The sequence below is a fragment of the Pseudomonas sp. OE 28.3 genome (assembly GCF_014268205.2).
In the GTDB taxonomy this organism is placed as follows: domain Bacteria; phylum Pseudomonadota; class Gammaproteobacteria; order Pseudomonadales; family Pseudomonadaceae; genus Aquipseudomonas; species Aquipseudomonas edaphica.
The window spans coordinates 4597348-4620398 of record NZ_CP077082.1; the positions used below are offsets into that span (position 1 = coordinate 4597348).

The window sequence follows — 23051 nt, forward strand, 5'->3', positions numbered from 1 at the left end:
ATGAAATTCCATGGTTTTGCACTCGGGCATATAGAGGTTGAGGTCGAAGGACGCGCCTGTGACCTGCACAATTTCTATGTCGCCAGCGACATCCATTACGCGCTGTCTGAGCGCACGCTGTCGCTCAGGTTTACACGGCGGACCGGGGACTGGGTGCCGCCCGAAGAGCCTCGGGAGATCACCGTCACGTTCCATGGCGTGAGTTTTTTTTCGGCCGAAGGGCGCCATGACAGCCCGATTGAAGACGACACGGTGCTTCACGCCATCGGCATTGTGGCGGCCGATGCCGAGACAGAAACGTTCTACCTCTGCGATACCTTCCCCGCCGACCATCACGTGGTGGTGTGCTTCGCATCGGGTCTGACTTTGCGGCTGCACGCTGTTGAGGCGCGGTGTGACATACAGGTCTAAGGAGTTTCACTTCGAACCGATGGGAACAACTGGCTAATCCGTGAATACGAGCCGGATGATGTGATGACTTTTATTGAATCTCAGGACCTTTGATGCCCCCAACCAAACGCGACACCGCCCGCCTCGAACGCCGCCTGGTCGCCACGTTGACCGAAGCCTGCGAAACCGCCAAGGCTGAAATCCCGGGCTTCGAGTGGCTGACTCACACGGTTGATTACGCTGCGTTCCCGCAAAGCCTGCGGGTGATTTGGGTGTTCGATACGCGGGCCAATAAGGAGCTGGCCCTGGCAAACGGCGCGGACCAACGTATGCGCGAACTGACGGCTGTTGCGCTGCACGACGCCGAAGTGGCCTCGGTGAAAATCGAGCGCTGCGTGCGCTTTGATTGCGAAGAAGCCTGCAACCTCCAGCATGGCGGCGATTGGCGGGCACGCCTGGCCTGACGCGGCGCTAATGTGGGAGCTGGCTTGCCTGCGATAGCTATGGGTATCGACACAACGTTTGAAGGCAGCCAATTTCTCCTGTGGCGAGCAGGCTTGCCCTGCGTTGGGCTGCAAAGCAGCCCCAAACCCAGACGCTGAGTTCTTTCAGGAAAATTGCAGTGCCTTTACTGGGGCTGCTTCGCAGCCCAACGCAGGGCAAGCCTGCTCGCCACAACAGCCCACCTGCCTACGCTGCGTTCCTGCAAAGCCTGCGGGTGATTTGGGTGTTCGATACGCGGGCCAATAAGGAGCTGGCCCTTGCAAACGGCGCGAACTGACGGCTGCGGCGCTACAAGACGCCGAGGTGGCCTCGGCGACTAGCGGGCACGCCTGGCCTGACGCGGCGCTAATGTGGGAGCTGGCTTGCCTGCGATAGCTATGGGTATCTACACAACGTTTGAAGGCAGCCAATTTCTCCTGTGGCGAGCAGGCTTGTCCTGCGTTGGGCTGCGAAGCGGCCCCAAATCCAGACGCTGAGTTCTTTCAGGAAAATTGCAGTGCCTTTACTGGGGCTGCTTCGCAGCCCAACGCAGGGCAAGCCTGCTCGCCACAACAGCCCACCTGCCTACGCTGCGTTCCCGCAAAGCCTGCGGGTGATTTGGGTGTTCGATACGCGGGCCAATAAGGAACTGGCCCTGGCAAACGGCGCGAACTGACGGCTGCGGCGCTACAAGACGCCGAGGTGGCCTCGGCGACCAGCGGGCACGCCTGGCCTGACGCGGCGCTAATGTAGGAGCTGGCTTGCCTGCGATAGCTATGGGTATCTACACAACGTTTGAAGGCAGCCAATTTCTCCTGTGGCGAGCAGGCTTGTCCTGCGTTGGGCTGCGAAGCGGCCCCAAACCCAGACGCTGAGTTCTTTCAGGAAAATTGCAGTGCCTTTACTGGGGCTGCTTCGCAGCCCAATGCAGGGCAAGCCTGCTCGCCACAACAGCCCACCTCCCTACGCTGCGTTCCCGCAAAGCCTGTGGGTGATTTGGGTGTTCGATACGCGGGCCAATAAGGAGCTGGCCCTGGCAAACGGCGCGAACTGACGGCTGCGGCGCTACAAGACGCCGAGGTGGCCTCGGCGACTAGCGGGCACGCCTGGCCTGACGCGGCGCTAATGTGGGAGCTTGCTTGCCTGCGATAGCTATGGGTATCTACACAACGTTTGAAGGCAGCCAATTTCTCCTGTGGCAAGCCTGCTCGCCACAACAGCCCACCTGCCACAGACTTCGTGTTAACCGGCTATCGCAGTTCAAGCCAGCTCCCACAGGGAATTGCGGGGCGACGAAGATCAACTGTGGGTTTCCTGAACGGGGTACAGGCTACCGCCTTATCCCCCATTGTTTTTTCCCACGCCTTAGCCTCAACTACGCCCTCACCTCACACACGAGTACCAACCTTGGAACGCTATGAATCGCTGGTCATCGGCCTGGGCGCCATGGGTGCCGCCACGGTGTATCAACTGGCAAAAGCCGGTGTGAAAGTCGCCGGCATCGACCGCCACCACCCGCCCCACAGTTTTGGCTCCAGCCATGGCGATACGCGTATTACGCGGCTGTCGGTGGGCGAAGGCGCGCAGTACGTGCCCATTGTGCGGCGTTCGCACGCTATCTGGCGCGAGCTTGAGGCGTTGTCGGGGCAGGCGCTGTTTGAGCAGTCGGGGTTGCTGGTGCTCACCTCTCGTGATGACTTTGACCCCAGCGATGCAACCGACTTCACCCTGCGCACCATTGGCCTGGCGCAAACCTACGGCATTGAACATGAGCGGCTGGACGCTGCGCAGATTCGCCAGCGTTTCCCGCAATTTGCCCAGGTGGCGGACAGCGCCATCGGCTACTACGAGCCTGGCGGCGGCTTTGTGCGCCCTGAGCGCTGCATTGATGTGCAACTCACCTTGGCCGAGCAACACGGCGCCACGCTGTACAAGGGCGAGACGGTGACCCACATCAGTTCGGATGTTCATGGCGTGACGGTGACCACCGACCAGCGCACGCTACAGGCCGATAAGCTGGTGGTGAGTGCGGGCAACTGGGCCGGCGAATTACTCGGCGCGCCGTTTGACCGGTTGCTGAGTGTTTATCGGCAACAGCTGTTCTGGTTCGCGCTGGAGCCTGGGGCCGACCTGGTGGGCAAATCCCCCACCTATATCCTCACGCACGAACAAGGTCAGACCCACTATGGGTTCCCGGCGTTGCCCGGCGAAGGCAGCATGAAGCTGGCTACGGCGCAGTACCACACCACGGCCACGCCTGAAACGCTGGACCGCACGGTCTCGGCGGCGCAAGCCCAGGAGATGTACGAACAGCAGGTAAAGGGCCGTATAACCGGCGTGTCGGCCAAAGTGCTCAAGGCGGCGGTGTGTGCCTACACCGTGACGCCGGACCACGATTTCATTATCGACGAACACCCCACGTTGCAGCACACCCTGGTGGTGTCGCCGTGCTCGGGGCATGGCTTCAAGCATTCGGCGGCGCTGGGTGAGGCATTTGCGCAGTGGTGCATGCGAGGGTCGAGTGACCTGGACCTGTCGGCGTTTTCGTTAAAGCGTTTCGAGGGCAATAGCGTTTAAGAATGGGGGACACAGCCCCGTGGCGAGCGGGCTGGCCCCCCTCGCCACAAGGGGCAATTGTGCCTTCTGGCCTGACCTATTTGGCGAACGCGTATTCCCCGCCCTGCTCCACCGCCTTGCGGTACGCAGGTCGCGCCTGGAAGCGTTGCACCCAGGCCGCCAGGTTTGGATAGGCCTGCAACTTGCCCTGGGCCTTGGCGATTTCACCGATAAAGCTCATCTGAATGTCCGCGCCGCTCAGTTCGTCACCGACCAGATACGGCGTATCCGCCAGCACGTCATTCAGATAGCCCAGGTAGTTGGCCACTTCCGACTCGATACGCGGGTGCAACGGCGCACCGGCTTCACCCAGACGACCGACGTAGAGGTTGAGCATCAGCGGCAGCATGGCCGAGCCTTCGGCAAAATGCAGCCATTGCACATATTTGTCGTAGGTCGCAGAGGCAGGATCAGGTTGCAGGCGGCCTTGACCATGGCGGCGGATCAGGTAGTCGATGATGGCGGCGGATTCGATCAACACCAGGCTGCCATCTTCGATAACCGGGGATTTCCCCAGTGGGTTGATGGCCTTGAGCTCCGGGGGCGCCAGGTTGGTTTTCGGGTCGCGCTGGTAGCGCTTGATCTCGTAAGGCAGGCCGAGCTCCTCAAGTAGCCAGAGGATGCGCTGTGAGCGCGAGTTGTTGAGGTGGTGGACGATGATCATGGGAAGCTCCGCAGGATAAGCGTGGGTGTCTGGCCATGAGACTACGCCAGCCCAGTGGAGTGCCCACGATTTATTGTGGCAGCCCCTTCACGAGAGGCTGCCCCTCAAGAGGCGGTGATCAGGCGACGGCGGTCAAACGCACTTCTTTTTTGAGCGCATCCACCAAGCCTTCTATCGTTGCGTACCGCTTGCCTTGCAACAGCGGCCAGCGCTCGATAGACAACTGCCCCAGCTCGTCACTTTTTATTGGGGTGGTAATAATCTCTCCAGTCCTGGAACGGTGAAGCAGACTGGCTTGTGTGGATGAAGCGTACTCGACCAGGAAGTCACCGATGTTTTTCAGGCGCACGCTCGGCAGGGTCGAAGCGGAAACGGCCGTCAACTGCACATCCGTCTTGAGTGCATGAATCAAAAAATCCAGACTTGGGTAACGCTTTGCTTGCAACTGTGGCCACCGCTCAATAAAGAACTGCCCCTTATCGTCAATTTGAACAGGCGTGGAAATGATATCTCCAGTGTTAGAACGATGGAGCACATTGGCTTGGGTCATTGAAGGCCGCTCGATCAGGAAATCGCCGACACTTCTGATCCATGTACGATCCGCTGCAACCATCGGGGGCGGCGCCGGCGTACCGGCCACACCGACATGCACCTTGAAGTCACTGCGCATGGCCGTGCCCGCGGGCGTCTTGACCCCGCGCTCGAGGATTTCCCAGCCTCCACGGTGCAGAGGCAGCGCATGGTCGGGCGCGACATCGCGTACCGTCAAGCTGACCGCATCCTGCAATTGCGCAATGCCTGGCACGCCCTGATAGATGTCGGCGTGGGAGGTGCCCATGAGTGCGACCCACTTATGCGGCCCCAGTGCCGCCTGATCAGCCTTGATCACCTCATTGGCAAAGTAACTGAACACGCTCTGGCGGGCGTTCAAGTCGTGCATGCCTTTGACGTGGTAACTGGCGGTGCAGTCGAGAGCCCGGACGCGGATGCCCGCCTTGTTCGCCGCTTTGACGACGTTGGTGTAGGTGTTTTTTCCCGTGTAACCGCTCCCCATATGGCCGAGGTCCTGCGCCCTCAGATAGCGCTTGAGATTTTCCGGCATTTTCAGCGTGTTATAAAAAACGTCCAGTTCAAGCTGGTGCAGATCGGTAAGCAGGTGTTCCAGATACAAGGTTTTTACACCCTGCTCTTTCAATAGCTTCATGTATTTAATCAGGAACTGTTTACTCGCCTTATCCGCATGCGCTTCAGCAACAATCAGTCCGCGCTTGAGTTTGTACAGTAGCTTGACGAACGCCTCTTCGCTGGCAACCGTACCCAGCTCGACGAAGGTGGACCGTGCCGGGGGCGTGTAAGTGGCAAAGGCGGCTTTGGCGGCCTTCTCCAAACGACTACGGGTGTTCTTGAACCCCTTGAACGCCGCCTCATACAGGTGCCCAATCCCAAAGCCGTAGCGAGTATCCAAGTCACGATGCGAGTGCACCATTTCATCCAGGTGCGCTTTAAACGACGCGGGCAGATCGAACTCACTGTAATGGGACGGTGCAGCGGGCGCCGGCACCGCCCTTGAAGGACCCGCGGTCGGCAGCGCTTGCGATGCCGGCGCCATGGTCATCCGGTAATCACCCCGGGACAACGCGGCGGAGGCAGTATCAGGCGAGATGCCCACCGCCTGGCCCGGGGTAACATCCTCCACACGCAGGGCGATGACATTCTGCAAATCGGCCAGCCCCGGCACTTCGTCCGTGCTCCCTATGCGGGTGTGATCAACCAGGGCGATCCAACCATCATCGGGGTCGTTTTGTGAAAGGGCTTTGTGGGAATAGAAGTTCCTGAGTTTGCTGTTGCGAGGGATAAACCGCTCTTGTTCAGACAGCGCCAGCACATGCTCCATATGATAAGAACTCGAGGCGTCCACGCCGTCGATCGCGACCTTGTGCTTGTGGGCTTCAAGCATCAGTTTACGGTAGGTAAAAGGCGCGTCCGCGTCCCAGCCCAAGCCTGAGTCTACCCGCGCCAGATGGTCCTCGACCTGTTTCAAGGCATACGCCACGTCACCCTGGGTTTCGCCGTTGATAATTTTGAGTTTGGTCCGGAAAACATCGGCCGGCAGGTTTTCAACGTACACGCGCTTGAGCCCTTGCGCTTTCAAGGCTTGCAGGTTTTCGATGAGTAATTGCTTACTGGCAACGCTGGTATTGGATGCGCCAATGATCAGCCGCTTCTTGAGTGGAAACAGGGTGGCAAGCGCAGTAGATGGGCTGGAATCCGGTGCCAGCACCGGCAAGCCGCTACGGTCCGGGCGCGCTGGAGGCGAGGCATAAAACGCGTCCGAGTCTTGAGTCAGGTGTTTCATCTGATCGAGATAGCTGTCGCGTAGAGGCTTCAACTGAAGATAGGCCCCGTCACTTATGCCCTGTGCAATGGCGTCGTCCGGAGGGCTGGTAACGATGCGCACATATTCAAGGTCGAGCGCGCGCCTGAAGTACTTCCCTTGCTCGGGTGCAATCTCGTAGGGCACCAGTAACTCGTCGACCTCTTCGCGCAGTAGCGTATGGCGCCCGCCTCCCGGAGTCGTGAAGCGCACCCAATGGCCATCGCTGTTCTGGTTGACCACACGTGTGGTTGACTGCATTTGCCCGGTGACTGGGTCACGGCGAAACAGCAGATGCCGCCCCAGGGAGTCCGGTGTGTTTTTGATCCAGAACTGCTCGGAATTGAACATCACAGGTTTCATTCCGGCAGCAATGCCTGGGTCTATATCGTTGATCAGCGTGGCCTGCTTCAGCGCCTTGGTCACCGGCCGCACGCGCAGTGCTTTAAGGGCCGGGCGAAAGTCAAACAGCACAGCGCCGCCCACATTGGCCAGGTAGCCAATGTAGTGTTTCAAGGCTTCGCCCGTGTCACCCTGTTGGTAGGCACTGATAGCGAGCATCGCGTCCTTGAACGCCAGCAAACCACCCAGGCCCAGGCTCAATACGGGAAAAGGGATAGTGGCGATGGCAGTGACCAATTCGACGCACGTCCAAAGAATCCCCGTGATCATCTCCGTGCGATTGACCGTGGTGGCAACTACATCGTCTATTTTGCGCTGCAACACCATGTTGTAAAAATCATTGCGCGGGTCGCTCACGGTGGTGTCCGGGGTTATCCGGTCATAGCGCGCCGGGCTTGGGGTCGTACGGTCAATCGTTTCGGGTAAGCCATTGCGGGCAGTCTTCAGAAACGCTCCGATCCGTACCTGAGATGGGACCGGCACCCGACCCTGCAGGTAGTCCGACACACCGTCGACCTTTTTCAGCCAGTAGTTGAATAGCTTCGCTTCACGAAAACCGATGCCATCGGGTGCGTTGGGGGTGTAGAGCAAAACCGGGTTGCTTGCATGGCTGAACAGGTAGCTGCCTATCACCCAATCGCCGTCAATGCTCAGGCGATGTACCTGATAAGTCGAGCGGGTCGCCGCCGCTGTGTCGCCAAGGCTGTCGATCGCACGCTCCAACCAGGTCAAGTCGACTCGGGCGATATGACCGCGCAGGCAGCCATCGAGTGCGGCGTACTTCATCTGCAGTTGTGTGATCGTCAAGGTGGCGTCGCGCCGTTTGGCGTAACCGGGACTGCTCGCGCTTTGCAAGTTGGCGCGCACTTCGTCGGTGTAGCGTTGCCCGATCCATACACCCGTCACCGCCCTTGATACGTTCTGCGGGGTCAAACGGCTCAGGTCCACGCCCACCGGCCCGCTGAACGTGGCCGAAGTGGAGAATTTCGGGTCGATGAACCCGACGTTATCCGTGTAACCGTCCCTGTACAGCCGGGTATAGGAAATGGGCTTCGGCGCACCGCCCAGCAACGGCCAGGGCGCCGACACAAACACGCTATCCGGGTCGATATCATTCTGACGGCGACCAAGCAGCGTGTTCAGGCTGAGTTTGGCTTTATCGTGCAGATAGGCATTGAAGGTAATGAAGTTCGCTTCTGAATCGGGCATGGCGTTATAGACGCGCAAGGCACCTGCGGCATCTTCGGCAAGGCTGGTCAACCGGGTTCGGTCCGCCGCCTGGGCTGAGCGATACCACAGCGGGGTGCTGTATTCGTAGTCGTCCTGCGCTGCGCTTTGCCCATGCATGACCATGGCGTCCAGGCATATCGTGTGGGAGCACACAGGGCCAAATGTCACTTCCTCATGTTCCTTTGCGTCGGGCCTGAAGCCCAAGCCTTTGAGGAACGTGTGCATCTTCGGCCGAAAACGCAGCGGGCATTGCTCCAACAGGTAGTCGCTCATGGTGCGACCCTTTAACCGGGTGTTGTCATCGGCCCAACCGATGATATGCGCCTGGCATTCGAGCTCGGTGGTGAACGCCAGGAACTGTCGCTCACGTGGCGAATCGGGGGTGCACAACAGCAAGCGTCGGATTTGGCCGTTGGCATCTTCCTCGCGCAATAACCACAGGTCTTTGAGTTGCGCGCCATGCAGCAGCACGGTGCGTGCGCACAGGAGCGGGTTCGTACCGGCCCGCAACGCTTCGAACAACCTGTGGTCTGCCGGGCTCAGGTCGCCTCGCAACCGGGCGACAAAGGCAAGCAACACCAGGCGATGATCAAACAGGTCGCGAGTAGCCTGCTTGTAGCCAGTTTCGGCCTGCATTTTTTTTTGCAGCGCGGCATAGTCCAGGCGCGGTTGCAGGCCAGGTTCGCGGAGGATGTGGAGCAGGCTTTGCGCACTCAGAACGGCATGGTCACCTTGCAGTGGCGCGTCGGCATAGGTCAGGGCGGTCGTGGTCAAAAAATCAGAGCCGGGCAACTCGTCGTCGGTATGCAGCCCGTCATAGCTTAATTGCACCAGATTGCGGGTCTGCTCATAGGTGCCGACATTGGCGACGTTGCGTCGGGTGGTGATGTTCAGGTGACGCGGGTCCAGGTCGTAGATTTCCAGCGCTTCGTCCAGATACTCGGTCAACTGGAAACTTGCCAGGGCTTGAGGCGACGCAACAGGCCCCAGCAGCTCGATATAGGTAGCCCGGGCCTGATTGTAATCCTGCATGCAACGACTCAGGGTTTGCTGGTCCGTCGCAGCCGCGTTGCGATACCAATCCGGCAGGCTGTTATAGACGCTGCGCTCGAGTAGCTGTTGGCGCCTGAACGCCAAGCGTGACGACAAGTCTGGCAGCGCTGCTGCCACCGCGTTGTCCAATGCTGACTTGAGCTGCGTTGCCTCGTGCAATGGGTTGTCCAGCAGGCTCAATGCCAGTTCGATGTCCTGGCTGCGCTTGTCGATCATCGCGTTGTAGGTGTGTTCGAACAGTGGCTCGCCGTCAATGGGCAGCAATTGCAAGGGCCAGATATCGACGACATCCAGCGTTTGATAACGTACAGGCAAGTGTCGGCAGAACTCCGCTCGCCCCGCCGGTAGCGCCAAAGTCGCCTTGAGGCTCTGGTCGAGCTGCACCAGAGAGTCGAAGGCCTCCAGCCCCCTGTTTGGCGTGAACAACAAGACCTGGCCGAGGTTTTCTACCGACGTCAGGTTGTCCACGACTGGGCTGGACTTTCTCGTAAGAACGAAGGCCCCGGCAAATTCCACAGTTTTGTCCTGGTAGCTGAAATGAAGCGAGTACATGCCAGGACGAAAGGTCGGGCCTCGGGAGCAGTCTTCAACCATGCGTTGTTCGGCAGGGCTTAGCAGGTAATCACGCACATCCAGTTTGGCTTGCTGCTCCAACGCGCCAAGACCGGCCGCCTGGGTGAGGTAGCTCTTGCGGCCTTGAATGCCTACCGTGCTGACTTCGTCAAGGCCCAGCAGGTGCTTGTCCAAGTCGGTTTTGAGTTGGGCAAGCAACGTCTTGCCGGCCGCTTGGGTGAGATCTGCCTCCGTCAATGCCTCGAACAAGCTGCGTGACCTCGCCAACAGGACGTTGTTGGCGCTGATCAGGGTGGTGTTCAGTTGTTCCAGCGCATGCAGTTCGGCAGGTAATACGACAGGCTCCTGGGTTTGCGTGCGCAGGCCCGGGTCGATCTCAAGCAGGTGTGTACGAATTTCCTGAAACGTCGGTGACGCGGATGTAGGGCTCGGCGTGCTCATGGGCACGGTCCTCATACTGATGGAATGAACCCTCAGCATGAGACGCAGCCCGAGCGTATCTGCGGTAGATATTGTTGACCTGCCCGCGCCTCAGCCCAATCGAAAGCGCGCCGTGTTATCACTCAGCGCCAGGCTGCCCTTGCGCAAGGTATCGGCCGCCTGATTCACCGCCCGTGCGCCGTCCAGCAAGCGCCCCGCCGCCTGGTCGACCTGCTGGATATTGCCGCTGACCTCATCGGCCGTTGCAGCCTGTTCTTCCACCGCAGCCGCGATCTGCGCCAGGGTGTCGGTGACGTGTTGCACCGCACCGGCAATTTCGCCCAGGCGGGTGCCCAGGCCGGTGACGGATTCGGCGTCGGTCAGTGCCTGGTCGCACGCCGCGCCCATCAGGCTGACCGCCTGGCTGACAGTCGCGCGCAAACTGTCCACGGTGCCGGCGATCTGTGCGGTGGACGCCTGGGTGCGTTGCGACAGGCTGCGCACTTCATCGGCCACCACGGCAAACCCACGGCCCTGCTCGCCCGCACGCGCAGCCTCGATGGCCGCGTTGAGCGCCAGCAGGTTGGTCTGTTCGGCGATGCCGCGAATGGTGTCGACCACCGACTGAATCTGCTGGCCCTGCTGGCTGACCTGTTCCAGGGCGTTGGCGGTGTCGGTCAGGCGCTGGTTGAGCTGTTGGATGCTTGCCGTGGTGCGCTGGCTGTCGCGGCTGCTGTCTTCGGCGATGCGCCTTGTGTGCTGCGCGCTGCCCGAGGCCTGTTCGCAACTCTTGGCCACGCCCATGGAGGTGGCGGCCAATTGGGTCGCGGCGGCCGCAATCTGGCTGATTTGGTGTTGCTGGTCTTCCACCTCGGTGAGGGTGCTGCCTGACTGCGCGTTAAGTGTGAGTACGGCAGAACCGAGTTGCTGGGTTTCGTGATTGACGCCCAGCAGGCTGGTGCGCAATTGCACCACGGCAACGTTGAGCGCCCGGCTGATGGCCGCCAGTTCGTCACGGCCTTCCACCGCCACCTCCACGCACAGGTTACCGTCGCGCAACGACTCGGCCAGTGTGGTGATGCCACTGGCGCTGCGGCGAATCGAGGCTTGCAGACAGGTAAACAAGTACAACGCGGCCAGGGCCAGCAGGCTGAACGTCGCCGCCACCGGAATAAAGTGCTGGAGCGAGCGCTCGCGGTAGTCACTCAGGCGCGTATCCAGTGAGTTAAGCGACTGGCTGCGCAACGCCCCCAACGCGCCCAACATGCTGTCGACGCTGCGGTCGAAGGCGGCGGTGTCCAATTTGATGGTGCCGCCAAACACGCCTTCATCCAAGGTTTTTAGTTCGTTATCCAGAAGCAGCAGGCTGCTGTCATATTGCGCCGTCCACGGCTCGATCCCAGGATATTGCTTGGCTTTGAGCGAAGCGGCGGCCTTGGCCAATTGGTCACGTGCATCGCCAATACGGCCGCGCAGGTCGCGCATCTGCAAGCGGCTTTGCAAGGTGAACTGCCCCGAAGCGATGGACGACTGGCCGACGCTGGCCGTGCGACCGATGCGCTCGATCAGGTCCGGGGTGTGCTGGGTGGAGATCTGCATCAGCAGGTAGGTTTCCAGCCACGGATCGAGGATCAGGCCAGTATCCAGAGTGATTTGCTCGCGCAAGGTTTGCAGCGCCGTCAACGCAGCAGTGAAACGGTCGTAGCCGTCCGGCCACCAGCCCACGGTGCGCAGGGACTGGGTGTCCATGCCCTTGACCGCCGCCTGCAATGCCTCAAACCGCGCAAGCGTGTCGGCGCTGGCGTTGCGGGCTTTGAGTGCTTCACCCAAGCCTTGCAGGCTTTGCATAATCATCGGGTTGCCTGCATCCACTTTGTCCATTGCAGCCTGGGCGGCAGGGGTTGGGGTGTGGAGGATATCCAATGCTTTCCAGCGCGCGGCCAGGTTGCGCTGCGCAGTCAATTGGCCATCGAGCGTGTCCAGGGCCAACAGTTGGTGCACGCCGGACTGCTCGCTGGTAATCACGTTCAATTTGCCGCGATAGTCCGAGCCAATCATCCAGAGGCTCCCGGCCAGGGGCAGCATGAACAGGAAAAACAGCACCTGGAATTTGCGCGCAAAACCGAGACGGCCGAGCAAATGGATACCGGGTGATAAAAGAGTGTGCATGGCCGACCGCTCCCAAAAACAAGCTGGAAATGACTAGAAGCAAAATGCCATGTCATTGATTAGCTTGGTTCTAGCAAGATACGGGCCGTTGCAGGAGGGGCCGGAGATAGGCGGTGCGGCAATCAAAAAGTGCGCGGGCGTGCGCAAAAATGGGGCAAAAACACTCAATGACGAGAGTGAAACGGTAACTGTGGGCGCCAGCTTGCCTGCGATGGCATCCGCTGGGGCTGCCAAGCTCACAGCCCCTCCCCCACCACCCTCTTAATCCGCCACTTTCACCCGCATGTACTGACTGAAATTATTGATGTGATCATCCAGGTTATCCTCAAGCATCATCCTGTACTGATCACAGAAATACTTCAGCATCGCCTCACGGGCCTCGGCCATCTCGGCGCCGGACTTAAAGTTGCGGGCGCTGGCCCAGGCATTGAAGCGCGTGGTGCCGAACATCATCGAGGCGCTGACCTCACCGAGGTTTTCACAGGTCTTGAGCTGCTCGTTCGACAGTTCGATATGCGCATCTGCGCGGTCGTAGAAGGCTTGGTCGGTGGTCTCGGCCATGGCAGGGTTCCTGGGTCAGCAAAAGAAGGCGGCTATTGGAGCATATTCGAGGCCAGCAAAGCAGGCGCCTCCCACTGGGAGACGCCTGGTGCTTCACGCCAACGCCAGCACCAACCGCTCAAGCCCGATACCGAAGCCCGCGCCTTCACGGTAAGCCCCGCCGCCCACGACTTGCTGTTGCGCACCCAATGTCGGGCAGCGCACCTCAAAGCCGTTGCCCTCCAGGTAGTAACTCAGCCCACGTTTCACGGCCAGGTTCAGCGCATAGTCGAGCCCCAGCGTGTCCAGAAACCCAGTACACAGGGCCTGGCTGCGCTGCAACGCCAACCCAGGGTCAGGGCTTAGAATCTCCAGCCCCAGTTGAGTGAACTCACGATAACGGCCGGCTTGCGGCCGCTCATAGCGATAACACCGCGCCACGTAAAAAAACATCGCCGCCGCGCGCCCCTCGAGCAAGTCGGCGTTGCGCTCCTGGAACAGCGCAGTGGCTTCCGGGATCAGGCAGCACTTGCGGCCCGCCTTGTCATCGAAGGCCCACATCTGCCCGATGATTTCACTGCCGCCGGTTTTTTCGATAAACGTGTCCTGGCCCCAAAGAGCCGGCACGATGACTTCTTCAGCGCCCGCTTCGATGAAGATAGCTCCGGAAACGGCCCTCTACTTCACGCATCGTTGCGGCTTCTTTGCCGGTGACCATTCGGGTTCCACGTAGCATTGTCATGGGTTGAATCTCCAGTGTTTGCAGGCAATAAAAAAGGCGCCATAGGCGCCTTGGGTGGGGTTCATTGAGTGATCAGTGGGTCTGGTCAATCAGTGAGCGCAAGCAACCACGGCACCTGAAGGAAGGTCCGTGGGGATGATGGCGGTTGCTTTGCGAAAATTGAGTCATGGGCAGATCCTTGCACATGCGTAGGAAAAGTTACAAGTCACTTCACGCCAGCAGCTCGGTAATCCACCGCGCCTGCCGGGCAATTTCTTGCAGTTTTTGCTCCGGCACCGCCTGGCGTGCCTGCTCAAAACTGGCCAGGGTCTTGTGCTTCTGGCGCAGCATCCGCTGCCACTTGGCCAGGAACTCCGGGCTGCGGGCTTGCATTTGCAACGGGCCAAAGTACAGCTGCTGATCGGTATAGGTCACGGCGCCTGTGCGCTCGGCCACGATGATCTCGTAGTAAAAGCGGTTTTCCCGCAGCAACTCTTCGCTGAGGATGCGATAGCCGTTGTCCATCAGCCATTGGCGCAAGGGTTGCTCGCCACCATTGGGTTGCAGGACCAGGCGTTCCTGGCCGCTGAGGTGCACCTTGCCGTTGTCGAGGATGTCGCGGATCGTCTCGCCGCCCATGCCACAGACGCTGATCGCGGTGATCCCATCGCCCGGTTCAATCGCTGCCAAGCCATCGGCCAGGCGCACGCTGATGTGTTGCTCCAGGCCATTGTCGCGCACGGTGCGTTGGGCTGCGTAAAAGGGTGTGGTCGCCACTTCCCCCGCCACCGCTGCCGTGATCACGCCACGGCGCATCAAGGCCACCGGCAGGTAGCCGTGGTCCGAGCCGATGTCGGCCAGGCGCGCGCCAGCGGGCACGTTGGCGGCCACGCGCTCCAGGCGCATGGACAATGTGTGTTCGTTCAACGGTGGTTCCTTGTCATTCCCCGGAAAACCGGTCCCGGCTGTTGGTCAGGTGCAGCACCATGGCGGCCCGCGCCGCGTCCGGGTCCTGGCGCTTGATGGCATTGAAGATCGCCTCATGCTCAAGGTTCGCCAACTGCCCCAGCTTGGCGAAGTCGGCCCCGCCGCGTTCGACGCCCTTGACCTGGGTGCGCGGGATCATCGCACTGCCCAGGTGCAGCATGATTTCGGTAAAAAAGGTATTGCCGGTGGCCTCGGCGATCAGTTGATGAAAGCGCTTGTCCTCCTCCACACAGCTGTCGTTGCTGGCCAGCGAGGCCTGGTAATCGTCCAGCGCCTGGCGCATGTGTGCGAGCTGTTCGTCGCTCCTGCGCAGCGCGGCCAAAGCCACGGCTTGCACCTCCAGGCCCAGGCGCAGCTCGAGCATGTTACGCACGCTGGCGACCGTGTCCACATGCAAACGCAAACCTTGCTGGGCGTGCTGCACCAACACAAAGGTGCCGATGCCGTGACGCGTCTCCACCAGCCCCGACGCCTGCAGCTTGGAGATCGCCTCGCGCACCACTGTGCGGCTCACGCCATGCTCCAGCACGATGCTGGACTCGGACGGCAATTTTTCACCGGGTTTGAGCTGGCCCAGCAGGATGCGCTGGGTCAGCGCCTCGACCACACCTTGGGCGAGGTTATTGGAACGTTTACGCACAGGGTTTGCGCTTTCAATGGGCATCACTATGGGTCCACGGGGTTGGCTGAGGGGAGCTTAACACCCTGCCCCGAGTAGGCGCTGGCTTGATTCATAAAGCTCACAACTTGTATGACAACCAACCAAAATGACGCAATGCTCGCTGGCCCTTGCGGGCCGTGCGTGAAGGTAAAGATCGCGATAACTACATCGCCGATCGATCTATACACCCAACAAACGCTAGACAAATAACCAAAACACACAACCAATCAGCAGCCTTATAAGAACAAAAACAGTTGCAGGTGCATTGCGAACTCAAGAAAACCACTTGTATGATGTCTGGCAACAAAACACGCAAACCCGCATAAAAATAAATCAGGGGGAGTTTTTTAATTGTGAACAATTCAAACCACGCATCTGCCGCTCCAGAAAGTGATTCGGTCCTCACGCGCGCCGTGAGCAAAGTGAAGGGCCACGTGCTCCCACTGTTCGTGATCATGTTTATTCTCAACTACATCGACCGGGTCAATATCGGCTTCGTGCGCACACACATGGAGCATGACCTGGGTATCGGCGCGGCCGCCTACGGCTTGGGCGCCGGGTTGTTTTTCATCGGCTACGCGCTCTTTGAAGTGCCCTCCAACATGCTGCTGCAAAAGGTCGGTGCGCGCATCTGGCTGACCCGCATCATGTTCACCTGGGGCATCGTCGCCACGCTGATGGCGTTCATCCAGAACGAAACCCAGTTCTACGTCCTGCGCTTTCTGCTGGGCGTGGCCGAGGCGGGGTTTTTCCCTGGGGTGATTTACTATTTCACGCGCTGGCTGCCCGGCGTGGAGCGCGGTAAAGCCATCGCCATTTTCCTCAGTGGCTCGGCGGTTGCGTCGCTGATCTCCGGCCCGCTGTCGGGAGCACTTCTGCAGATAGAAGGGTTCGGGTTTCACGGCTGGCAATGGATGTTTGCCATCGAAGGCCTGGCTTCAGTGGCGCTGGGCTTTTTTGTGTGGTTCTGGCTCGACTCCAAACCCCACGACGCCCAATGGCTGACCCGCGAAGAACAGGACGCGTTAGTTGGCGCCATCGACCAGGAACAGCGCGAGCGTGAGGCGCTGACCACCATCAAACCGACCATTGCCAAGCTGCTCAAGGACCGCCAGATCCTGCTGTTCTGCGCCTTGTACTTCTGCATCCAGCTGACGATCTACGCCGCGACCTTCTGGCTGCCGAGCATCATCAAGAAGATGGGCGATCTGAGCGACGTGCAGGTCGGCTTCTTCAACTCGATCCCGTGGCTGATCTCGATCATCGCCATGTACGCCTTCGCCGCGCTGTCGGGCAAGTTCAAGTTCCAGCAAGCCTGGGTCGCCGCCGCGCTGTTGATTGCCGCCGCCGGCATGTTCATGTCCACCACCGGCGGGCCGATCTTCGCCTTTGTCGCGATCTGCTTTGCGGCCATCGGGTTCAAGTCCGCGTCCTCGCTGTTCTGGCCAATCCCACAGGGTTACCTGGATGTGCGCATCGCCGCTGCCGTGATCGCGCTGATCAACTCCATCGGCAACCTGGGCGGCTTCGTGGCGCCTACGACCTTCGGCTTTCTGGAGCAGACCACCGGCTCGATCCAGGGCGGCCTGTATGGCCTGGCCGGCACCTCGGTGCTGGCGGCCATCCTGGTGTTTTTTGCCAAGACTTCGCCTTCTGCCGTGCTGGCGCCGCCGAGCGTTGCAGCAACAGGCACCGCTATCAGCAAACCTCTTTAAGCTTATTAGGATCCTGCCATGACCACGCCCGTCGTCACCCATTTCCAAGTCGTTCCCGTCGCCGGCCACGACAGCATGCTGCTGAACCTGAGCGGCGCCCATGGGCCATTTTTTACCCGCAATATCGTGATCCTCAAGGACAGTTCGGGCAACACCGGTGTCGGTGAAGTGCCCGGTGGCGAGCGCATCCGCGAAACCCTGGAGGACGCCCGCAGCCTGGTGATCGGCCAACCCATCGGCCAGTACCAGCGCATCCTCAACCAGATGCGCACCACCTTTGCCTCAAGGGACGCCGCCGGCCGTGGCCTGCAAACCTTCGACCTGCGCATCACCATCCACGCCGTCACCGCCATGGAGGCCGCCCTGCTCGACCTGCTCGGTCAATTCCTCGAAGTGCCCATAGCCGCCCTGCTGGGCGAAGGCCAACAGCGTGACGCAGTAAAAATGCTCGGCTACCTGTTCTATGTCGGTGATCGCACGGCCACCGACCTGGCCTACCGCAACGAGGCGGACGCCGATGACGAATGGTTCCGCCTGCGCCATGAAAAAGCCCTGACCAGCGAGGCCGTGGTGCGCCTGGCCGAAGCCGCCAAAGCCAAATACGGCTTCAACGACTTCAAGCTCAAAGGCGGCGTATTGAGTGGCGATGAAGAAATCGAAGCGGTGACGGCCTTGGCCGAGCGCTTCCCGGACGCACGCATCACCCTCGACCCGAACGGCGCATGGTCACTGAAAGAAGCGATCCGCCTATGCCGCGATCAACACCACGTGCTGGCCTACGCCGAAGACCCCTGTGGCGCAGAAAACGGCTACTCGGGCCGCGAAGTCATGGCCGAATTCCGCCGTGCCACCGGGCTTAAAACCGCGACCAACATGATCGCCACCGACTGGCGTGAAATGGGCCACGCGATCCAGCTGCAGTCGGTGGATATTCCCCTGGCCGACCCGCACTTCTGGACGATGCAAGGCTCGGTGCGCGTGGCGCAGATGTGCAATGAGTGGGGCCTGACCTGGGGCTCGCACTCCAATAACCACTTTGATATTTCCCTGGCGATGTTCACCCAGGTGGCCGCCGCCGCGCCGGGCGACATCACTGCGATCGACACCCACTGGATCTGGCAGGACGGCCAACGCCTGACCCGGGAACCGCTGAAAATCGAGGGTGGCTACGTCAAGGTGCCGAGCAAACCGGGCCTGGGCGTGGAGATCGATATGGATGCCGTGGCCAAGGCCCACGAACTGTACAAAGGCATGGGCCTTGGGGCGCGGGACGACAGCGTGGCGATGCAGTTTTTGATACCGGGCTGGGCCTTCAACAACAAACGGCCTTGCCTCGTACGCTGAGGTCTTCGCGTGCGGCAGCCAGGGCCAGCTTCACCAGCTCCTTGCGCTGCATCGCACGCCCAAGCACGGCCTGTGTACCTTGCCAATCGAGCGACAGCAGCAGGCTCAGCTTCGGCTGGCTGAGAGAAGGCTCGGCCAACCAATAGCTCTTGCGCTCGCGGATGCTGATAGCGTTCAACAGCCAGTCCTCACCTTGCGCCGCCAGCCATTGTTCAATGGCTGCGTGATGCCGCTGGAGCACCCACTGCGCATCCCACACCGTCATTTGCGCAATGAGCTGCGGCAGGTTGCGCGTGGCCGTCATGTGTTTCATATCAGCCGCCATGGCGGCCTCAAGGTCGGCTTCGATCGCAGCCTGGCATTCGCTGAAATAACGCTGCGGCCAATCCGCCGTCAGCCCCGCCCGCCGCGCCAGCACCTCGTAGGCCCAGATATCCAGGGATGCGGTCATTTTTCCGGTGAAGTTCAGGGTATTGTCCAGAATCGCCGTGGCCAATAACGCAGCGCTGTGCCGGCTGATCTCCGGCAGCAGGCCGGACCTTTCCCAACGCTGGAAAACCAGCGTTGCCGCGGCACCGATTGGCCGGATATCAGCATCCGCACCCAGCTTCTGCGCCCAGTGGATTTCAAAGCCTGGATGATGGTCAATCACTTCGCACACCTGATCGAGTACCACGACCGGGTCAAAATGATGGTAGTCGGAGACATCCACCAACACGAACTCATCGTCGGCGCCGGGTTGGTAATCGTCCAGCGCGGCCTTCCAACCGAGCACACTGGCGCAAACGCTGAAATTGAGCGGCGCGCTGCTGACCGCACGCGCTTGAACACCTTGGTGATTCAGCAGTTCAGCGTAGGCTATGCAACAAGCGTAAGCGTCTATATCCAGATATGCAGAGCCTGAGGTCACGACCCTCATGATTAAATCTCCTTGAAGTACAACTCAGGCGGGGTCCGGTGCCGTGTGTTTTTTGGCTAGGGAACGTTCGCATCAGCGTGTGACAAGACCATGACTTCAAGGGGAAAGATACTGTGAAAACTGACAGTTGCTGATTATTGTCCGTTGTGCCGCGGCATTTTTTTGCTCGCGCCAGCTGCAACGGGCTGCACAGTCAGCTCAACGCCTAACGCCAGCATCAGCTTCTTGATCGTTTCAAAACGTGTTTTAGAGCCGCCCTTCAGGGTTTTATACAGACTCTCGCGATTGACCCCCGCCGCCTCGGCCACCTTGTTCACACCCTGGGCCTTGGCGACTTCAGCCAGCGCCTTCATGAGGATCTGCGGGTCCTGGGACTTCATGCTTTGTGCCAGATAAGCACTGATGATTTCCGGGCTGTCGAGGAAGCGCGAAGCTTCGTAGACGCTGGTGCCGGATGTATCAAGATCGAGGATCGGCATGTCCTCGGGTTTGAATGTCGCGTTGCTCATTTCATTTACCTCTCAGGGCAACAAGAATCTCTTTTGCCCGCTGTATGCCTCTTTTTTGGTCGGTTTTATCACTGCCCCACAGCATCAGGTAGGCCGTGATGCCTGTGCGTACAAAATAAATCCTGTAGCCAGGCCCGACGAATACACGCATTTCACTCAGGCCGTCACCGGCCGGCTCGCAATCGCCAAAATTGTTTTCTTCGGCGCGGTCCAGGCGAGTCAGCACCGCCGTTTTGCCCCATAAATCCTTCATACCGTCGAGCCATGTATCAAACTCCGGCGTCCTGCCGATTGAATTGGTCAAGGTCTCACCTGTAGCCTACTGGCTACTCCATACTGATGCTAGTGAATTTATTGTTCCGGCGCCAACCGGAACCAAAAACCCTAGCTCAGCCCCCGTATCAACAGGCGCCCGAGACTATTAGCGCGTGTTTCGTCCGCGTTTAAAGGGCCTGATCAAACAAGGGCGTCACGTCATAAGGCTGTTTGAGCATCTGCGCATCGACCAGGAAATCCGCCGTGGCCTGGGCTTCGCCGACAATGGTCGGGGAGATCGGCAGCACCTTGATCGCATCACGCTTGAACCACACCTTGGCAATCTCCGGTGCAGATTGGTTGGCCTTCGACCACGCCTGGGCATACTCATCAACGTGGCTGCTGCTCCACACCCGCGCACGGGTGAGACGCGCCACAAAATCTTTGATAATCGCGCGTTTCTGCGCCAGCGCCGGCTCATACGCAACGATGTAGGTCGGCGCGCTCATCAGGCCTTTGGCATTGCGGATCAGGGTGTTGCCCTCTTTTTCCTGCAACGAGACGTAGGGCTCCCAGGTGCCGAAGGCATCGATATCGCTCTGGCTCAGTGCGAGGCTGGCTTCGGCCGGCAGCAGGTATTTGAAGGTCACGCTGGTGCGCGGCACACCGGCCTCATCCAGGGCCTTGTAGGCCAGTTGCTGACTCCACGAACCGTTCCAGATCGCCACCGTTTTGCCCTTTAGCTCGGCCACCGAATGAATCCCTTTGCGCGCCACAATGCCCACGCCATCAAGGCTGGTCTGGGTGCTGGCGACCACTTTCACCGGCGCGCCATTGGCGGCGAGGCTGATCACCGGCGTATCGCCGACAATGCCCACGTCCAGCGCGCCACTGGCGACCGCCGAGGCCACCGGGGAGCCGGTATTGAAGCGTTTGAAGTCGATTTGATACGGCAGGTCTTTCAGCTCGCCGGACAGCTCCAGGACGATGCGATTGGAGAAGAACTGGTCACCCACCGTCAGGGTCTGCGGCGCTGCCGCCCACACCGATGGGCCGTGCAGTGTCAGCGAGGCCAGGCCCAGCACGGCAAGCAAATTACGACGATTGATCATAGGAGGAATCCACACAGTTAATGGCTGACTCAACCATCTGTGGGCGTGCAGTCTGGCAATGAGAGAAGGGTTTTGGCAGTCGCCGAGCGTGGCGCCCGTAGAAGCTAACGCAATAAAAGCGCCGGGTTTAATACTGTTGTGCACTATCGATAGAACCGCCGAACAGTGGGTTAGCTATTTTTCGTATTAAAAGTTTGCTGCCCACTGAGTTAGGGTGACGCCACCAGACCACTGGACCCCGCGCCTGAAACCCTTTCTGCAAGGTCCATTGCATGTCGACTCCCGTATTGAATATCTGGGGCACTGCGCCCTCCGCCCGTTACGAACAACTGGCCGCTCCGTTTCGCCCGCTGTTTGCGCAGATCCTGGCACACGCTGCCGAGGCGGATCAGACACGCGCCAGCCTGGCGACAGTGATCCAACAGCTCAACGCTCTGGGTTTGCCACGCTGGCGATTGCCAGTCAGTTACGGCGGGCAAGGCGCGACCTTCGCTGAACTGCTTGCGCTGCTGACAGAACTGTCCGCCGCCGACTCCAACATCACCCAGGCACTGCGTGGGCATTTTGGCTTTTGCGAAGACGTGCTATGCGCCAAAGACCGCGACTGGCGCGCCCAATGGCTCGACCGCCTCGGCCAAGGCGCCCTGCTTTCCCCCGGCAGCACCGAAGTCGGCAACCAGGCCCGTGGCGATTTCGGCACCCGCCTGCACCGCCACACCGATGGCACACTGCGCATCAGCGGCAAAAAGTTCTACACCACCGGCGCGCTCTACAGTGACCTGATCAACACCGTGGCCACCGGCGAAGACGGTGTGGTGTACAGCCTGGTGGTCGACCTCAAGGCGCCCGGTGTGCAGATCATCGACGACTGGAATGGCTTCGGCCAACGCCTCACCGCCAGCGGCACCTGCCTCTTCGACAACGCACCGGTGGTGGATGACGATGTGCGCCCCACCACCCAACGCTTCGCCTATGGCCAGTCGTTCTACCAGATCTACCACCTTGCCACCCTGGCCGGCATCGCCCGCCGCGCCGCACTCAGCGGCGCCGCCGAACTCAGCCAGCGCGCCCGCACCTTCACCACCGGCAACGCCGACACCGCCGCCCAGGATGTGCAGTTGCTGCAAGTGATTGGCGAAGTCGCCAGCCAAGCCTACGCCGCCCAGGCCATCACCCAGCACGCGGCGCAGCGCCTGGATCAGACAGCGCAGTATGTGATTGCGCGAGACCGGCCGCTGCAGGATGACGACTCGCAGGTTGCGTTGGCGGAATTGGAGGTGTGCCTGGCGGTCAATCCCGTGGTGGATGCAACACTGGCGGCGACCACCGGGTTGTTCGATGCATTGGGCGCCAGCGCCACGGCCAGCAATAAGGCGCTGGATCGGCTGTGGCGCAATGCGCGCACGTTGGCGAACCATAACCCGCGGGTGTACAAGTCGCGGATCGTCGGTAATTACCTGGTGAATGGGCTGCTGCCGCCCGCGCAGTGGCGAGTGGGCGTAGCCAAAGCCTGATCAACCACCCAACACAGTACCCGCATGATCGTTCCCACGCTCCGCGTGGGAACGATCAACCCTGTGGGAGCGGGCTTGCCCGCGATGGCGGAGGATCAGTTAACTAATTTATTGACTGACACACCGTAATCGCAGGCAAGCCAGCTCCCACATTTTGTTCGGCGTAAGGCTCATGTCCTACAACGAAGCCTGAAACAGGAAAGTCCGAAGCCACAGCGCCTTGCTCCATTGCCTACGCTTGCGTCAGAATCCGCCGGCTTGTGCGCTGTGGTGGGCGTCTCTAAGGTTGCTCGGTCGCTGACAACTCAGTGATCGGGTTTAGTAGCCCTGGGGTCAATTACACTTGGTGCATGAGCTTCATCTATCAGACGTTCCTGTCTGTGCCTGATGGTGGCTGTGC

The 23051-nt window shown here is 60.1% G+C and carries 17 protein-coding genes; 6 read left to right on the top strand and 11 right to left on the bottom strand.

Going from position 1 to position 23051, the window contains the following annotated elements; genetic code table 11:
- The 3 genes from HU759_RS20620 to solA all read left to right on the top strand — a co-directional run bounded on the left by HU759_RS20620 (position 1) and on the right by solA (position 3450).
- The gene (locus HU759_RS20620; RefSeq protein WP_169984707.1) at positions 1 to 411 is read left to right on the top strand and encodes a hypothetical protein; all 411 of its coding nucleotides are present in this window, start codon (positions 1 to 3) and stop codon (positions 409 to 411) included.
- A 92-nt stretch (positions 412 to 503) separates the two neighbouring features.
- A complete protein-coding gene (locus tag HU759_RS20625; protein WP_217858128.1) occupies positions 504 to 854 on the top strand; it encodes a hypothetical protein in 351 nt (116 codons plus the stop codon).
- A 1426-nt stretch (positions 855 to 2280) separates the two neighbouring features.
- Positions 2281 to 3450, top strand: a complete 1170-nt coding sequence (gene solA, locus HU759_RS20630) for an N-methyl-L-tryptophan oxidase (protein ID WP_099548973.1) — start codon at positions 2281 to 2283, stop codon at positions 3448 to 3450.
- A gap of 76 nt (positions 3451 to 3526) precedes the next feature.
- Here the strand turns inward: solA and HU759_RS20635 are convergent, their stop codons facing one another.
- The 7 genes from HU759_RS20635 to HU759_RS20665 all read right to left on the bottom strand — a co-directional run bounded on the left by HU759_RS20635 (position 3527) and on the right by HU759_RS20665 (position 15286).
- Positions 3527 to 4153 (bottom strand): glutathione S-transferase, encoded by a 627-nt coding sequence (locus tag HU759_RS20635; protein ID WP_017136952.1) that lies wholly within the window; start codon positions 4151 to 4153, stop codon positions 3527 to 3529.
- 118 nt (positions 4154 to 4271) lie between these two features.
- Positions 4272 to 10226: a membrane-targeted effector domain-containing toxin gene (locus HU759_RS20640; protein ID WP_186617804.1), complete on the bottom strand. Its 5955-nt coding sequence runs from the start codon at positions 10224 to 10226 to the stop codon at positions 4272 to 4274.
- Between the two features lie 90 nt (positions 10227 to 10316).
- Positions 10317 to 12374 carry a methyl-accepting chemotaxis protein gene (locus tag HU759_RS20645; RefSeq protein WP_017136955.1) on the bottom strand — a complete coding sequence of 686 codons (2058 nt, stop codon included), beginning with the start codon at positions 12372 to 12374 and terminating at the stop codon, positions 10317 to 10319.
- A gap of 261 nt (positions 12375 to 12635) precedes the next feature.
- The gene (locus HU759_RS20650) at positions 12636 to 12935 is read right to left on the bottom strand and encodes a DUF3144 domain-containing protein (RefSeq protein WP_017136956.1); all 300 of its coding nucleotides are present in this window, start codon (positions 12933 to 12935) and stop codon (positions 12636 to 12638) included.
- 93 nt (positions 12936 to 13028) lie between these two features.
- Positions 13029 to 13574 (bottom strand): ATP phosphoribosyltransferase regulatory subunit, encoded by a 546-nt coding sequence (locus HU759_RS20655; protein ID WP_026013702.1) that lies wholly within the window; start codon positions 13572 to 13574, stop codon positions 13029 to 13031.
- Positions 13575 to 13866: 292 nt separating this feature from the next.
- Complete coding sequence (locus HU759_RS20660) at positions 13867 to 14562, bottom strand: tRNA (adenine(22)-N(1))-methyltransferase TrmK (RefSeq protein ID WP_017136958.1); 696 nt, start codon at positions 14560 to 14562, stop codon at positions 13867 to 13869.
- Positions 14563 to 14575: 13 nt separating this feature from the next.
- Positions 14576 to 15286: a FadR/GntR family transcriptional regulator gene (locus HU759_RS20665; RefSeq protein WP_099548970.1), complete on the bottom strand. Its 711-nt coding sequence runs from the start codon at positions 15284 to 15286 to the stop codon at positions 14576 to 14578.
- Between the two features lie 350 nt (positions 15287 to 15636).
- Here HU759_RS20665 and HU759_RS20670 point away from each other — a divergent pair, with 350 nt between their 5' ends.
- Together HU759_RS20670 and gudD are read left to right on the top strand one after the other, a co-directional pair.
- A complete protein-coding gene (locus HU759_RS20670; protein WP_138451480.1) occupies positions 15637 to 16998 on the top strand; it encodes an MFS transporter in 1362 nt (453 codons plus the stop codon).
- An 18-nt stretch (positions 16999 to 17016) separates the two neighbouring features.
- Positions 17017 to 18342 (top strand): glucarate dehydratase, encoded by a 1326-nt coding sequence (gene gudD / locus HU759_RS20675; RefSeq protein WP_138451478.1) that lies wholly within the window; start codon positions 17017 to 17019, stop codon positions 18340 to 18342.
- On the opposite strand, the gene HU759_RS20680 is transcribed toward gudD, so the two are convergent.
- The 4 genes from HU759_RS20680 to HU759_RS20695 all read right to left on the bottom strand — a co-directional run bounded on the left by HU759_RS20680 (position 18311) and on the right by HU759_RS20695 (position 21137).
- Positions 18311 to 19261 (bottom strand): DHH family phosphoesterase, encoded by a 951-nt coding sequence (locus HU759_RS20680; protein ID WP_186617802.1) that lies wholly within the window; start codon positions 19259 to 19261, stop codon positions 18311 to 18313. The two genes, gudD and HU759_RS20680, sit on opposite strands and share 32 nt — an antisense overlap.
- A 134-nt stretch (positions 19262 to 19395) precedes the next feature.
- Positions 19396 to 19770 (bottom strand): addiction module antidote protein, encoded by a 375-nt coding sequence (locus tag HU759_RS20685; protein ID WP_099548968.1) that lies wholly within the window; start codon positions 19768 to 19770, stop codon positions 19396 to 19398.
- Between the two features lies 1 nt (position 19771).
- Positions 19772 to 20074 carry a type II toxin-antitoxin system RelE/ParE family toxin gene (locus tag HU759_RS20690; protein WP_099548967.1) on the bottom strand — a complete coding sequence of 101 codons (303 nt, stop codon included), beginning with the start codon at positions 20072 to 20074 and terminating at the stop codon, positions 19772 to 19774.
- A gap of 139 nt (positions 20075 to 20213) precedes the next feature.
- The gene (locus tag HU759_RS20695) at positions 20214 to 21137 is read right to left on the bottom strand and encodes an ABC transporter substrate-binding protein (RefSeq protein WP_170037906.1); all 924 of its coding nucleotides are present in this window, start codon (positions 21135 to 21137) and stop codon (positions 20214 to 20216) included.
- A 272-nt stretch (positions 21138 to 21409) separates the two neighbouring features.
- Between HU759_RS20695 and HU759_RS20700 the strand changes: the two genes are divergently transcribed.
- A complete protein-coding gene (locus HU759_RS20700; protein WP_170037904.1) occupies positions 21410 to 22651 on the top strand; it encodes an acyl-CoA dehydrogenase family protein in 1242 nt (413 codons plus the stop codon).
- Positions 22652 to 23051: the final 400 nt, after the last annotated feature.

Bases quoted from the DNA above. Each gene is read 5' to 3' on its own strand.
- HU759_RS20695 (WP_170037906.1), bottom strand. From the start codon at position 21,137: ATGATCAATCGTCGTAATTTGCTTGCCGTGCTGGGCCTGGCCTCGCTG.
- HU759_RS20665 (WP_099548970.1), bottom strand. From the start codon at position 15,286: ATGCCCATTGAAAGCGCAAACCCTGTGCGTAAACGTTCCAATAACCTC.
- HU759_RS20625 (WP_217858128.1), top strand. From the start codon at position 504: ATGCCCCCAACCAAACGCGACACCGCCCGCCTCGAACGCCGCCTGGTC.
- HU759_RS20640 (WP_186617804.1), bottom strand. From the start codon at position 10,226: ATGAGCACGCCGAGCCCTACATCCGCGTCACCGACGTTTCAGGAAATT.
- gudD (WP_138451478.1), top strand. From the start codon at position 17,017: ATGACCACGCCCGTCGTCACCCATTTCCAAGTCGTTCCCGTCGCCGGC.
- HU759_RS20645 (WP_017136955.1), bottom strand. From the start codon at position 12,374: ATGCACACTCTTTTATCACCCGGTATCCATTTGCTCGGCCGTCTCGGT.
- HU759_RS20650 (WP_017136956.1), bottom strand. From the start codon at position 12,935: ATGGCCGAGACCACCGACCAAGCCTTCTACGACCGCGCAGATGCGCAT.
- HU759_RS20620 (WP_169984707.1), top strand. From the start codon at position 1: ATGAAATTCCATGGTTTTGCACTCGGGCATATAGAGGTTGAGGTCGAA.
- HU759_RS20685 (WP_099548968.1), bottom strand. From the start codon at position 19,770: ATGAGCAACGCGACATTCAAACCCGAGGACATGCCGATCCTCGATCTT.
- HU759_RS20680 (WP_186617802.1), bottom strand. From the start codon at position 19,261: ATGAGGGTCGTGACCTCAGGCTCTGCATATCTGGATATAGACGCTTAC.
- HU759_RS20700 (WP_170037904.1), top strand. From the start codon at position 21,410: ATGTCGACTCCCGTATTGAATATCTGGGGCACTGCGCCCTCCGCCCGT.
- HU759_RS20635 (WP_017136952.1), bottom strand. From the start codon at position 4,153: ATGATCATCGTCCACCACCTCAACAACTCGCGCTCACAGCGCATCCTC.